Genomic DNA, 12,972 nt, shown 5'->3' on the forward strand with positions numbered 1-12,972 from the left:
ATGGGGACGTGACGAGGTGTTCTCAACCGGCTTTCACCGCGACCACCATCAACGCCTGATAGGCGTCCGCCATTTCCCGCAGCGCTGCCTGCGACAGCGGCCCGGCCTGCCGCGCAATGCCGTCCCGCGCGTTGGATGTATCGCGTTTGCCGGGGCGATCTTTATAGGGCGCGACGGTGGCGAATATCTGCTCGCTGAGGCCGTCGGGGAAGAACATCTGGCCGGTCATCACCGAGCGGTCGTCGGGGAAGATCTTGAAATGGATGTGGGTGGTGCGGCCGCGATACCAGCCGGGATAGATGGTGGCGAAAGAAGCGATGCCGCTTTCATCGGTTCTCTGCCAGCCGCGGAGAAAGCTCTGGCCGGACGTGTCGATATCCTGCCCGTCGCCCTGTCCGGGATAGCCGGAATAGGTGCCCTGGGCATCGCAATGCCAGATATCGACGCGTGCGCCGGGAAGCGGCCGGCAGGCGGCGTCGACGATTTGCAGCCGCACATTGAGGCCGATGCCCTTCTTGCCCTCGGTGATATCGGCGCGTTCGAGCTTCGGGTCGAAATAGAACGGCCCTTCGGTGACCTCGGGCGTGATGGCGCAGACGCCGGCACCGGCTTCGAACAAAGCAAGCCGGGCATAGGGCGAAACCTGCCCGGCCCTTGCACCGGCGGGCAGGAATATGCCGCCAGCGGTAACCGCAACGAGACCGAGCGCCTGCCGACGGCTTAGTGGCAAGGACATGTCGGACATCTGGCGCCTCTTCAACGCGAACAGCTCCGTAAATGACCCCGCCTATCTAGGGCCCGCTGTCAGGCGGCGCCAATGAAAGTTCGGTAATGTGAGGAAAGTTCGGCAATACCAGCCCCTCTTTGGCCCACCGGTTTGCCTCGTGCAAAAGCCGAGCACACATCCTATATGGAGCCGACAATCCCTATTCGAGGCACAATATGAGCGACGCACAGACGCAGATCCCCGTAACCGTCCTCACCGGCTATCTCGGCGCCGGCAAGACGACACTGCTCAACCGCATCCTTTCGGAAAACCATGGCAAGCGCTACGCCGTCATCGTCAATGAGTTCGGCGAGATCGGCATCGACAACGAGCTGATCGTGGAATCCGATGAGGAGATCTACGAGATGAACAATGGCTGCGTCTGCTGCACCGTGCGCGGCGACCTGATCCGCGTCGTCGAAGGCCTGATGCGCAGGCCTGGCCGCTTCGACGCCATCCTCGTCGAGACCACAGGCCTCGCCGATCCCGTGCCGGTGGCGCAGACCTTCTTCATGGACGACGACGTGCGTTCCAAGACCAGGCTCGATGCGGTGGTGGCGCTGGTCGACGCCAAGCACCTGCCGCTGCGTCTGAAGGATTCCCGAGAGGCCGAGGACCAGATCGCCTTTGCCGATGTCGTCGTACTCAACAAGACCGATCTGGTCACCCCCGAAGAGCTGAGCAAGGTGGAGGCGACGATCCGCGCCATCAACCCGGCGGCACGAATCCATCGCACCACACGCGCCAGCGTGGCGCTGTCCGAGGTGCTCGATCGCGGTGCGTTCGACCTGTCCCGGGCGCTGGAGAACGATCCGCACTTCCTCGAGGCGCATGACGATCACGACCATCATGATCATGATCATGACCACCATCACCATGATCACGACGGCCATGATCACCACGATCATGACGGGCATCATCACGCGCATCCTTCCGACATCCATGACGTGACGGTGCAGTCGGTGTCGCTGCGCGGCGGCGAGATGGATCCGAAGAAATTCTTCCCCTGGATCGAGAAGATCACCCAGATGGAAGGCCCGAACATCCTGCGGCTGAAGGGTATCATCGCGCTCAAGGGCGATGACGAGCGCTATGTCATCCAGGGCGTGCACATGATCATCGAGGGCGACCACCAGCGCGCCTGGAAGGATGGCGAGAAACACGAGAGCCGGCTGGTGTTCATCGGCCGCGATCTCGACGCCGAGCGGCTGAAGAAGAGTTTCGAGGCCTGCCAGGCGGCTTGATTTCCAGATCTTATAACGTTAGCGCTGCCCCTTCTTTCCTTCTCCCCTTGTGGGAGAAGGTGGCCGAGCGTAGCTCGGTCGGATGAGGGGTGCTCCAGCTTGGCATCGACGGCGCTCGTTCCAGCACCCCTCATCCGTCTTGGCGCTGCGCGCCAATCCACCTTCTCCCACAAGGGGAGAAGGCGGAGCCTCGCCGACAGCCCGGCGGGGTTAGATGACAAGCAGAAATCTCGAACGGAATGATCTCTCATGCCGACAGTCGCCCCGCTCGATCTCGAAGGCCACTGCCTCGCCGCCGTGTTTCTCGGCGACGTGCCGCATTTTGCGCTGGCCGACGGCACAATCCATTGGCTCGACCACGGCCACAAGACGGTGCAGGCCAATGACGGAATGCTCGCCGCCTTCCATGATGCGGCAAACGACCGACTGATCACCGGTGGTGAGGACGGCAGGATCTTTGCCGTGACCCCAGGCGGCAATACAACGGAATTGGCGACCGCAGGCAAAAAATGGATAACCAGCGTCGCCGCCGGGCCGCAAGGCGCTGTTGCCTATGCTTCGGGCAAGATTGCCTATGTGCGCTTTGCCGACGGCAAAACCAGGGAATTCTCGCATCCGCGCTCAGTCGAGGGGCTTGCCTTCTCGCCCAAGGGCATGCGCTTCGGCGTTGCCCGCTACAATGGCGCGACGCTGCACTTCCCGGCTGCCGACGGCAAGCCGGTCGAGCTCGAATGGGCCGGCGCCCACACCGGCATCGCCTTCTCGCCGGACGGCGGCTTCGTCGTCACCACCATGCAGGAAAACGCGCTTCATGGCTGGAAGCTCGCCGACGGCAAGCACATGCGCATGTCCGGCTACCCCGGCAAGGTGAAAAGCCTATCGTGGAGCGCCAAGGGCAAATGGCTGGCGAGTTCCGGCGCGCCGGCGGCGATCGTCTGGCCGTTTTCCGGCAAAGACGGGCCGATGGGCAAGGCGCCGCTGGAACTCGGCACGCGCGGCAATGCGATGGTCACCTCCGTCGCCTGTCACCCGAGCCAGGACGTCGTTGCTATCGGCTATGATGACGGGATGGTGATGGCGGTGCGCTTCGCCGACGCCAAGGAAGTGCTGTTGCGCCGGCCGGGCAAGGGCGCCGTCACTTCGATGATGTGGGACAAGGAAGAGCGCCGCGTCGCCTTTGGCAGCGCTGCGGGCGACTGCGGCGTCATCGATATTTCGGCGTAGCCTGTTACTTACTCGGCTCCGCAAGATACTTTGCCGGTCAATTCAGCCTGCTTGCCGTCCTTTTCGGCATCGGCCGTTACATCATGGATTGAGAGCAAATAGCGACCGTCATAGACGCCTTCGTCGCTGGCCTTGGTCAGGATCGCCAGTTCGACATAGCCGTAGGCGTTTTCGACCAGCCGTTCGTGGTAGACGAGCAGCCGCAATTCCTTGTTGTCGAGCCAATATTGCGTGAGGTTCTGATCCTCGAACAATGTCTCGCGCAGACTGTCGCCAGCCGGCCTGCCCAGAATCTCGAGCTCGCCGCTAAAATTGAAGGTCGGCCCGCCCATGCCTCTGGTGATCCCGGCACCGACCTGAAATTTGACGGCTGCATCCTCGGCGGAACACCAGATGCCGCCGGACGCCAGAGCCGCACCAACCGACGACAGCAGCGTTGCTGCGCAGACGATCGCCCGCACCATCTTATGCCCTCCAGCCGAAGTACCATTGGCGCCCGAAGGCGGCTCGCGGTCAAGCGCCTGTTTTCATTCAAATGACCGCTGACCCAACACAGGGCAGCCGCCCGGCCAATTGCGGTGGCGGATGCCGATTGTCTAAAGTGCGACTGAGAGGGCCGCCATGAACGTCATGAACCATTCAAAGACTTGCATCGGCGGCATCGGCCCGGCCCGGATCGTCGAGTTGCGCGCGACCGAGGCAGAAGTCTTCCGCCGGGCGCGGCCAAAATCGATGGCGAAAATCGGCAATGGCCTGCCCGGCTTCTTCGGCGGCGTGCCGATGCATTGGATGAACGACTGGCCGACGCCATTCCCGATCCTCGTCGATAGTGCCAGGGGCGCCATCATCAGAGATATCGACGGCAACCGGCTCGACGATTTCTGCCTTGGCGACACCGGTTCGATGTTCGGTCATTCGCCGCCGCCGGTCGCACGCGCCATCCGCAGGCAGGCCGGACGCGGCCTGACCTACATGCTGCCTGCCGAGAACGCGCTCGCCATCGGGCCGTTGCTGCAGCAGCGCTTCGGTTTGCTGTCGTGGCAGATCGCGACGACGGCGACCGATGCCAACCGCTTCGCGCTGCGGGTTGCCCGCGCCGTTACCGGCCGGGAGAAGATACTGGTCTTCAACGGCTGCTATCATGGCTCGGTCGACGAGACGATGGTGCGGCTGGTCGCCGGGAAAGCGGTGAATCGACCGGGACTGGCCGGCGAGTTCCGCGACCTGACGCGGGCGACTGATGTCGTCGAGTTCAACGATCTGCCGGCGCTCGACGCGGCACTCCGGGGCAACGATGTCGCCTGCGTCATCGCCGAGCCGGTGCTGACCAATTCCTGCATGGTGCTGCCCGAAGCCGGCTTTCATGATGGCTTGCGGCGTCTCACCCGTGCGACCGGCACGCTGCTTCTAATCGACGAGACGCATACAATCTCGACCGGTCCCGGCGGCTATACAAGCAAATACGGGCTGGAGCCGGACCTGTTCGTGCTGGGCAAGCCGATTGCCGGCGGCGTACCGGCGAGCGTCTGGGGCATGAGCGAAGACGTTGCGGCCCGCTATGCCGCTTATATCAGCCGGAAAGAGCCCGGCTACTCCGGCATGGGGACAACGCTGTCGGCCAATCCGCTGCAATTCGCAGCGATGCGCGCCACGCTCGAATACGTCATGACCGACGAGAACTACAGCCATATGGACCATCTGGCGCAGCGGCTCGACGCCGGGCTGACCGCCGTCATCGATCGCTATCGTCTGCCCTGGCATGTTGCTCGCGTCGGTGCCCGTGTCGAGTTCATCTGCGCGCCGGGCCCGCTGAGGAACGGCGGCGAAGCGGAAGCTGCGCACGTGCCGGAGCTCGAGGCGGCAATCCATGTCGCGCTGGTCAATCGCGGCGTGCTGATCGCACCCTTCCACAACATGATGCTGATCTCTCCTACGACCAGCGCCGCCCAGGTGAACCGGCTGATCACTGCCTTCGGCGCGGTTGCGGCAAAGCTTACGGCGTGAGACAAGCTTGCGGCATGAAACAAGCGCCCAAGCAAAGTTTGAACCTGGTCACGGCATCCCCTTCGGGCTCGACGCCCGCCGAGGCGCAGGCCTTTCTCGACGCTCATCCCGAGATCGAAGCGTTCGACATCGTGCTGACCGACGCCAATGGCGTCGGGCGCGGCAAGATCGTGCGCCGGCATGAGTTGATGAGCATCTACGAGGGGGGCCGGCACATGCCGATCTCGATCCTCGGCCTCGACATCACCGGCGAGGATGTTCACGAGACCGGGCTGATCTGGACGACGGGCGACGGCGACCTGCGGGCGTGGCCGATCCCCGGCACACTGGTGCCGCTGTTCGCCACCCAGCCGCCGCGCGGCCAGGTGCTGATGGCGATGTACCATCTCGATGGCCAGCCGATGTCGTCCGACCCGCGGCTGGCACTCGCCCGCCAGGTAGACATCCTCGCGGCCAAGGGCCTGCATCCGGCCGGCGCCTTCGAGCTCGAATTCTTCCTGCTCGCCAACGAGCGCGATGCCGAAGGCAAGGTGCAGCCGGCGCACGCGGTGCTTGACGGACGCCGCTCGGCCAAGACGGAGGTCTATTCCGTCGACCATCTACACGGCATGGAGCCGCTGTTTTCCGACATCTACGCCGCAGCCAAGGTGCAAGGCATCCCGGCCGAGACGGTCATCTCGGAATATGCGCCCGGCCAGTACGAGCTGACGCTCAACTACCGCAAGGATGTGATGCGGGCGGCCGACGATCTCGTGATGCTCAAGCGACTGGTGCGGGCGCAGGCGCGCCGTCATGGTGTCACCGCTTGCTTCATGGCCAAGCCGATCGAGAAATATGCCGGCTCGGGCATGCATTTTCATGTCTCGCTGCTGGATGATGCCGGCAAGAATGTCTTTGCCGAAACCGGCGGCGAAAGCTGGTCGCTGCCGCTGCTGCGCGGCCTCGGCGGACTGATCCAGACGATGGCGGAATCGATGCTGGTCTTCGCGCCGCATGCCAATTCATGGCGGCGCTTCGTCTCGCAATCCTATGCGCCGGTGGCGCCGACCTGGGGCGTCAACAACCGTTCGGTGGCACTGCGTGTGCCGGCCGGCGATGCCAAGAACCGCCGCATCGAGCACCGGCCATCGGGCGTCGACGCGAATCCTTACCTAGTGGCAGCAACGGTGCTGGCCGGTGTCGTCAAAGGCCTCGACGAAGGCCTCGATCCCGGTCCCGAAACCACCGGCAATGGCTACGAATCGGCCGTCACGCGCACGACGATGCCGGTCGACTGGCGTGCCGCGATCGAGGCGGCAAGGGCGTCGACCTTCCTCAAGGGCGCATTGGGCGAAGACCTGCACCGGACGTTCGTGGCGATCAAGCAGTCGGAATATCTGCGCGTGGCGCGCACGGTCAGCGAACTGGATTATCACCTCTATCTGCACGAGGTGTAGGGCATCACATCGTCGGCCATCCGCCGGTGAAGGCCCATGCGGAATAATTTCAACGGAACCTTCGGCGGGCTTTGCTCATTGCGTGTCTGATTGCAGGAGCGAGCAAGGCCGCCTTAGTCATGATCGCCAGGATGCAGACAACCCCGACGCCGCACCATGCCAAAGTGCAGGCAAGACGCTTGCCTGCAAGCAAGTCTCCGGAAACGACAGAAATCGACGCCAGGACGATTCCTGAACTGCGCGAAACGGCCAAGATCTGCCGCCGCTGTCCGCTATGGCACGACGCCACGCAGACCGTGTTCGGTGAGGGCCCTGATAAAGCTAAGGTGATCTTCGTCGGCGAACAGCCGGGCGACCAGGAGGACCTGGCGGGCAAGCCCTTCGTCGGTCCGGCGGGCAAGGTGTTCGACGCGATCCTGGACGATGCCGGCGTCGATCGGCTGAAAGTCTACGTCACCAACGCGGTCAAGCATTTCAAGTTCGAGCCGCGCGGCAAGCGGCGCATCCACTCCAAGCCAAACGCCGGCGAGGTGCAGGCTTGCCGCTGGTGGCTCGACAAGGAAATCGATCTGATCAAGCCCAATCTGGCGGTGGCGCTCGGCGCAACGGCGGCGCAGGCGCTGCTTGGCAAGGTGGTGCCGATCATGAAGATGCGCGGGGCCGTCGTGGAGCGCGACGATGGCTTGCGTGTCTTCGTCACCATCCACCCGTCCTTCATCCTGCGCATTCGCGAGCCGGCGGACAAGCAGGCAGAACGCGACCGGTTCCTGCAGGATATGAGAGCGGTGAAAAAGCTGATGGCCGCCTGAGCTATTTGATCAATATCGCCCGGAGATCGTTGACGTTTGTGCCGGTCGGACCGGGTACGAAAAGGTCATCTACGGCATTGAATGCCGTCCAGGCGTTGTTGCCGGCAAGCATGGCCTTGGCATCGACGCCCGCCTTATGCATCCGCGACACTGTCGAGCCGTCGGCGAAGGCGCCGGCATTGTCTTCCGAACCGTCAATGCCGTCGGTGTCGGCGGCCAGTGCGTGGACGCCCGCCATGCCGCTGATCCCAATGGCGAAGGCGAGCAGGAATTCCGAGTTGCGGCCGCCTTTGCCTTTCGCGCGCAAGGTCACGGTCGTCTCGCCGCCCGACAGGATCAGCACCGGTTTTGCGAATGGCCGGTTGCGCGTCGCCACTTCGCGCGCGATTGCGGCGTGGACGCTGCCGACCTCACGCGCCTCGCCCTCGATGGAATCGGAGAGAATGACCGCTTCGATACCTTGGTACCTGGCTTCGGCCGCAGCCGCTTCCAGCGATACGCCGGCCGAGGCGATCAGATGTACCTCGTTGCGGATAAAACGCGGGTCGTCCGGACGTGGCGCATCGGCGGCCGGCGAATTGATGTGCGCCATCACTGAAGCCGGTAGTTTCATGTCATAGGCGGCGATCGACGCTAATGCATCTTCGCGGCTGCCTATATCCGGCACGGTCGGACCAGAAGCGACCAGAGCCGGATCGTCGCCCGGAATATCAGAAACAACCAGCGAGACCACCTTGGCAGGATAGGCGGCGGCCGCCAGCCTGCCGCCCTTGATCGAGGACAGATGTTTGCGGATGGTGTTCATCGCGGCGATCGGCGCGCCGGAGGCGAGCAGCGCCTCGTTGACGGCGATCTCGTCGGCTAGCGTCAGACCTTCGGCAGGTGACGGCAGCAGCGCCGAGCCGCCGCCCGAAATGAGCGCCACGACGAGGTCGTCCGCAGTCAGTCCCTGGACTTTTTCGAGCAGCCGCCGGGAAGCTTCGAGCCCCGCAGCATCCGGCACCGGATGCGCCGCCTCGATGATCTCGATGCGCCGGCAGGCCGCGCCATAGCCGTAGCGGGTGACGACCAAACCTTCGATCGGCCGGTCCCACACTTTCTCGAAAGCCGCCGCCATCTGCGCCGAGCCTTTTCCTGCACCGATGACGATGGTCCGGCCCTTCGGCCTTGCCGGCAAATGATCCTTGATCGACCTCTGGGGATCGGCGGCGGCAACGGCGGCGTTGAAGATCGAAATGAGGAAAGGCTTGGGATCTACCTCTGTCATTTTGCTTCCGCCGGCAATGCCAGCTCGCGCGCGTCGATGCGGAGATGCTCACACAGCGTATCCACGACCACTCCGTGGTCCTCGCGCTCCGGTAGACCGGAGACGGCGATCACGCCGATGACGCCAGCGCCCTTGACAGTGATGGGAAAGCCGCCACCGGCCAGCACATAGTCGGCAATGTCCAGCCCCTCGCCGGGCTTGAAGCTGCGGTCGGGGCGCTGCTGCTCCAGCACAATGCGGTAGGTGCTTTTCAAGAACCGCCGCACGACGTTGATCTTGCGCCGCGCCCAGTCCGGATTGGAGGCGTTCGAGCCGGGCATTGCCGCATAGAACAGCGGCCGGTCGAAAGTTCTGATATCGACGATGATCGGCAGGTTTTTCTTGAGAGCCCGGTCGCGGATCGCCGAGCCGATCTCGAAAGCGACGGCTTCATCGAAGGCCGAAAAGACAAGCGTGGCTTCCTGTTTCTTGATCAGAGCGATATCGTCCGCAACGGCCATGTCGTTCCCCTGTCGATCTCGCCTGTTGCTTTGGCGGATGGCTGCCGCCCGGTCAAGCCGGCCGCATACGACGGCTACACCCCTATATCCGCCTTGGCCGCCCGGCCGGCGACATAGACCTCGCGCACGGCGCGGTCGTCGCCGAGCGTCTGCAGCAGAAACAATTCCTCGGCGAGCGTGTCCGCCGTCTCCACCCGCAGCCGCATCGCCGGCGTGGCGCGGGCGTCGAGCACGATGATATCGGCGTCGCTGCCTTCCTCCAGGGTGCCGATCTTTTCCGCAAGCGACAGCGCCTCGGCATTGCCGCGGGTCAGCTGCCAGAAGGACTGGAACGGATTGAGCTTCTCGCCGCTCAGCGCGATCACCTTGTAGCCCTCGTCCATGGTGCGCAGCATCGAATAGTTGGTGCCACCGCCGACATCGGTGGCGGCGGCGATGCGAAGCGGCTTCTGGCGGCGGCTATAGCGCTGATAATCGAACAGGCCCGAGCCGAGAAACAGGTTGGAGGTCGGGCAGAACACCGCCACCGAGCCGCTATCCGAAAGCGCATCCGCCTCGCGTTCCGACAGGTGGATGCAATGGCCGAACAGGCTTCTGCGCCCGAGCAGCCCATAGTGTTCGTAGATGTCGGTGTAGTCCCGCGTCTGCGGGTACAATTGCTGCGTGAAGGCGATCTCGGCGTGGTTTTCCGACAGATGCGTCTGCATGTGCAGATCAGGATATTCGCGGCAGAGCGCGCCCGCCATCTCCAATTGCTCGGGCGACGAGGTGATGGCGAAGCGCGGCGTGATGGCATAGTGCTGGCGCCCCTTGCCGTGCCACTCATCGATCAACGCCTTGCTGTCGTCATAGCCCGATTGCGGCGTGTCGAGCACGCCGTCCGGCGCGTTGCGGTCCATCATCACCTTGCCGGCGATGTTGAGCATGTTGCGGTCGTGCGACTCGGCAAAGAACGCTTCGGCAGATTCCTTGTGTACCGAGCAATAGGCCGCGACTGTCGTGGTGCCATGCCGCAATACTTCATCCAGGAACAGCCTGGCGATACGGCGGCCATGCTGGGCGTTCTGGAATTTTGTCTCTTCCGGAAAAGTGTAGGTGTTCAGCCAATCGAGCAGCTCGGCGCCGAAGGAAGCGATGACCTGCATCTGCGGAAAATGTGCATGCGCATCGATGAACCCGGGCAGCAGCAGATATGGCCTGTGGTCGATCTTTTTTGTTCCCGCGCCAGCCTTTTTCTCGACCTCGGCATAGGCACCAGCGGCAACGATCCTGCCGTCGCGCATCAGCAGGCCGCCATCTTGCTCGTAGCGCCAGGCGGAATGGTCGTCGATGGTTTCTGGCCAGCGCAAAAACGACAGCGTGCGGCCGCGCAGCAGCGTGCTGGTCATGCTATTTCCCCGCGCCTTCGAACCAGGCTACCAGCAGTGCCCGTTCCTTGTCGGTGATCTGGGTGACGTTGGCGGGCGGCATGGCGTGGCTGCGTCCGGCCTGCAGGTAGATCTCGCCGGCGTGCTCGGCGATGCCGGCATCGGTATCGAGCATCACGCCCTTAGGTGCGTGGTAAATGCCCTCGTAGGACGGCTCCGCCGCATGGCACATCGAACACCGGCCAAGCACCGTATCACGCACGGCGGGAAAATGTGCCGAGGCGACGTAGACCTGTGCCGCCGAGGACGTTTTGACTTCGCCGGTCAGCAGCTTCGGTGCCGTCGACAGCCAGATGATGACGACGAACAGGACGGCGGCGGCCAGCCAGGTCCAGGTCGGATTGCCTTTGCGCGCATGCCTGGTGTTGAAATAGTGCCGGATCAGCACGCCGATGATGAACACCAGCGAGGCGATGACCCAGTTGAACTCTGTGCCGAACGCCAGCGGATAATGGTTCGACAGCATCAGGAACAAAACCGGCAGCGTCAGGTAGTTGTTGTGCAGCGAGCGCTGTTTGGCGATCTTGCCATATTTCGGATCGGGCTTACGGCCGGCGATCAGGTCGGCGACGACGATCTTCTGGTTGGGGATGATGACCATGAAAACGTTGGCCGACATGATCGTCGCAGTGATGGCGCCGAGATGCAGGAAAGCGGCGCGGCCGGTGAACAGGTGGGTCAGGCCCCAGGCGATGAACACCAGCACGCCGTAGAGCACCAGCATCAGGCCGGTGTCGCTGTTGCCAAGCGGCGAACGGCACAAGAGATCGTAGACCACCCAGCCGACGCCGATCGTCGCCAGCGACAGCAAGATGCCTGTAGGCACCGACATGGCAAGCACATTCGGATCGATCAGGAACAGGTCTGCCCCGGCATAGTAGACGACGCACAGCATGGCGAAACCCGACAGCCAGGTGGCGTAGGATTCCCACTTGAACCAGGTCAGATGCTCGGGCATCTCAGCCGGCGCCACCAGATATTTCTGCACATGGTAGAAGCCGCCGCCATGCACCTGCCATTCCTCGCCGAAGGCTCCGGCAGGCATGCCCGGACGCTGGCGCAGCCCGAGATCGAGCGCGACGAAATAAAAGGACGATCCAATCCAGGCGATACCGGTGACGACGTGCAGCCAGCGCACGGCGAAACTCAGCCAATCCCAGAATATCGCGAAATCCATCATGAAAAAATCGTCCCTGCCGATCCACTGACTTTACGGACTGGAGCGCAAACGGAAAGAGCCGAGCTGCACGATGACTTTCAAAAAAATTTGGAAAATACTAGGCTCGTTACACGCTGCCACATGAGAGCCACGGAAGCCGCATGGCCTATCTCGACAACATCGCCGTTTTCGTCCGCGTCGTCGAGCTCGGCAATTTATCGGCGGCTGGGCGCGACATGCGCATTTCGCCGGCGGTCGCCTCTAACCGGATCAAGGAGCTCGAGAAGCACCTGGGAGTCAGGCTGTTCAACCGCACGACGCGACAATTGATGCCGACCGAGCACGGCACGGTGTTCTACTCTGGCGCCAAGCAGGTGCTGGAGGCGGTCACCGAGGCGGAAGCGGCGGTCAGCGCGTTATCCGGCCAGCCGCGCGGCACCATAAAGGTGACAGCGCCGCTCGGCCTCGGGCGGCGGCTGGTAGCATCCGGAATCCCGGATTTCCACGACAGGTACCCAGATATCGAGGTGCGGCTCCGGCTTTCCGATCACAATGTCGATATCATGAAGGAAGGCATCGACGTTGCGTTCCGGCTGGGCATTATCGAGGATTCCAGCCTCAGGATGCGCGGCATCATGGAGTGCGAACGCGTGCTGGTAGCGGCTCCGCAATATCTGGACGTGCGCGGCGAGCCGAGCGAGCCGCAGGAGTTGATCGGCAAGAAACACGATTGCCTGATGCTGCGCTATTCCGGCGCGCGCGAATATGTCTGGACGCTGCAGACGCCGAATGGGCCGCAAAAGTTCGAGGTGCACGGCCCCTACGATACCGATGATGGCGACGTGCTGACCGGCTGGGCGCTGTCCGGCCGCGGCATCATCAACAAGCCGCGCTTCGAGGTCGAGCCGTTTATCCGCGACCAGCGGCTGAAGGTGATCCTGAGCAACACGCCGCCGACGCCGGTGCAGTTCGCCGCCGTCTACCCGCACAAGAAGCTGCAGGATCCGAAGGTGCGGCTGCTGCTCGATTTCATGGCCGAGCGCTGCCAGCGGCTGATCAGGGATATTCTGGCCGGCAAATGATCGCCGGCTGGCCGGTTGCTTTCCGTCCAGCCGGCGAGATAATTCTCCAGGAAT

Annotated in this window: 12 protein-coding genes; 6 read left to right on the plus strand and 6 right to left on the minus strand. The window is 63.1% G+C overall.

From position 1 onward, the window contains the following. Positions 1–22: 22 nt before the first annotated feature. Positions 23–745 carry an intradiol ring-cleavage dioxygenase gene (locus NKJ73_RS03690; RefSeq protein WP_352568388.1) on the minus strand — a complete coding sequence of 241 codons (723 nt, stop codon included), beginning with the start codon at positions 743–745 and terminating at the stop codon, positions 23–25. Positions 746–942: 197 nt separating this feature from the next. On the opposite strand from NKJ73_RS03690, the gene NKJ73_RS03695 reads away from it, so the two are divergent. Both NKJ73_RS03695 and NKJ73_RS03700 read left to right on the plus strand, forming a co-directional pair. Continuing rightward, a complete protein-coding gene (locus NKJ73_RS03695) occupies positions 943–2,010 on the plus strand; it encodes a CobW family GTP-binding protein (protein WP_352568389.1) in 1,068 nt (355 codons plus the stop codon). Between the two features lie 249 nt (positions 2,011–2,259). Next, a complete protein-coding gene (locus tag NKJ73_RS03700; protein WP_352568390.1) occupies positions 2,260–3,234 on the plus strand; it encodes a WD40 repeat domain-containing protein in 975 nt (324 codons plus the stop codon). An 8-nt stretch (positions 3,235–3,242) separates the two neighbouring features. On the opposite strand, the gene NKJ73_RS03705 is transcribed toward NKJ73_RS03700, so the two are convergent. Then, positions 3,243–3,698 (minus strand): hypothetical protein, encoded by a 456-nt coding sequence (locus NKJ73_RS03705; protein ID WP_352568392.1) that lies wholly within the window; start codon positions 3,696–3,698, stop codon positions 3,243–3,245. Positions 3,699–3,855: 157 nt separating this feature from the next. Here NKJ73_RS03705 and NKJ73_RS03710 point away from each other — a divergent pair, with 157 nt between their 5' ends. From NKJ73_RS03710 to NKJ73_RS03720, 3 genes are all read left to right on the plus strand, one after another. Next, a complete protein-coding gene (locus tag NKJ73_RS03710) occupies positions 3,856–5,238 on the plus strand; it encodes an aspartate aminotransferase family protein (protein ID WP_352568393.1) in 1,383 nt (460 codons plus the stop codon). Positions 5,239–5,252: 14 nt separating this feature from the next. Beyond that, positions 5,253–6,674, plus strand: a complete 1,422-nt coding sequence (locus NKJ73_RS03715; RefSeq protein WP_031211659.1) for a glutamine synthetase family protein — start codon at positions 5,253–5,255, stop codon at positions 6,672–6,674. Between the two features lie 86 nt (positions 6,675–6,760). After that, positions 6,761–7,483, plus strand: coding sequence for a UdgX family uracil-DNA binding protein (locus tag NKJ73_RS03720; protein ID WP_280952098.1), 723 nt, complete (start codon positions 6,761–6,763; stop codon positions 7,481–7,483). Between the two features lies 1 nt (position 7,484). On the opposite strand, the gene NKJ73_RS03725 is transcribed toward NKJ73_RS03720, so the two are convergent. The 4 genes from NKJ73_RS03725 to NKJ73_RS03740 form a co-directional block, all read right to left on the minus strand. Continuing rightward, on the minus strand, positions 7,485–8,750 hold the full coding sequence (locus NKJ73_RS03725) for a glycerate kinase type-2 family protein (protein ID WP_352568394.1): 1,266 nt from the start codon (positions 8,748–8,750) through the stop codon (positions 7,485–7,487). Further along, positions 8,747–9,250: a heme-degrading domain-containing protein gene (locus tag NKJ73_RS03730; protein WP_352568395.1), complete on the minus strand. Its 504-nt coding sequence runs from the start codon at positions 9,248–9,250 to the stop codon at positions 8,747–8,749. The genes NKJ73_RS03725 and NKJ73_RS03730 overlap by 4 nt, the downstream gene beginning before the upstream one ends. A gap of 74 nt (positions 9,251–9,324) precedes the next feature. Next, a complete protein-coding gene (gene guaD / locus NKJ73_RS03735) occupies positions 9,325–10,638 on the minus strand; it encodes a guanine deaminase (protein ID WP_023676231.1) in 1,314 nt (437 codons plus the stop codon). A gap of 1 nt (position 10,639) precedes the next feature. Beyond that, a complete protein-coding gene (locus tag NKJ73_RS03740) occupies positions 10,640–11,857 on the minus strand; it encodes a urate hydroxylase PuuD (protein ID WP_352568396.1) in 1,218 nt (405 codons plus the stop codon). Between the two features lie 140 nt (positions 11,858–11,997). On the opposite strand from NKJ73_RS03740, the gene NKJ73_RS03745 reads away from it, so the two are divergent. Beyond that, positions 11,998–12,918 (plus strand): LysR family transcriptional regulator, encoded by a 921-nt coding sequence (locus NKJ73_RS03745; RefSeq protein ID WP_023676229.1) that lies wholly within the window; start codon positions 11,998–12,000, stop codon positions 12,916–12,918. Positions 12,919–12,972 lie beyond the last annotated feature (54 nt).

It is taken from the genome of Mesorhizobium sp. M0074 (genome assembly GCF_040322975.1).
In the GTDB taxonomy this organism is placed as follows: Bacteria; Pseudomonadota; Alphaproteobacteria; order Rhizobiales; family Rhizobiaceae; genus Mesorhizobium.

Bases quoted from the DNA above. Each gene is read 5' to 3' on its own strand.
- NKJ73_RS03740 (WP_352568396.1), bottom strand. From the start codon at position 11,857: ATGATGGATTTCGCGATATTCTGGGATTGGCTGAGTTTCGCCGTGCGC.
- guaD (WP_023676231.1), bottom strand. From the start codon at position 10,638: ATGACCAGCACGCTGCTGCGCGGCCGCACGCTGTCGTTTTTGCGCTGG.
- NKJ73_RS03710 (WP_352568393.1), top strand. From the start codon at position 3,856: ATGAACGTCATGAACCATTCAAAGACTTGCATCGGCGGCATCGGCCCG.
- NKJ73_RS03705 (WP_352568392.1), bottom strand. From the start codon at position 3,698: ATGGTGCGGGCGATCGTCTGCGCAGCAACGCTGCTGTCGTCGGTTGGT.
- NKJ73_RS03745 (WP_023676229.1), top strand. From the start codon at position 11,998: ATGGCCTATCTCGACAACATCGCCGTTTTCGTCCGCGTCGTCGAGCTC.
- NKJ73_RS03715 (WP_031211659.1), top strand. From the start codon at position 5,253: ATGAAACAAGCGCCCAAGCAAAGTTTGAACCTGGTCACGGCATCCCCT.
- NKJ73_RS03725 (WP_352568394.1), bottom strand. From the start codon at position 8,750: ATGACAGAGGTAGATCCCAAGCCTTTCCTCATTTCGATCTTCAACGCC.
- NKJ73_RS03700 (WP_352568390.1), top strand. From the start codon at position 2,260: ATGCCGACAGTCGCCCCGCTCGATCTCGAAGGCCACTGCCTCGCCGCC.
- NKJ73_RS03690 (WP_352568388.1), bottom strand. From the start codon at position 745: ATGTCCGACATGTCCTTGCCACTAAGCCGTCGGCAGGCGCTCGGTCTC.
- NKJ73_RS03730 (WP_352568395.1), bottom strand. From the start codon at position 9,250: ATGGCCGTTGCGGACGATATCGCTCTGATCAAGAAACAGGAAGCCACG.
- NKJ73_RS03695 (WP_352568389.1), top strand. From the start codon at position 943: ATGAGCGACGCACAGACGCAGATCCCCGTAACCGTCCTCACCGGCTAT.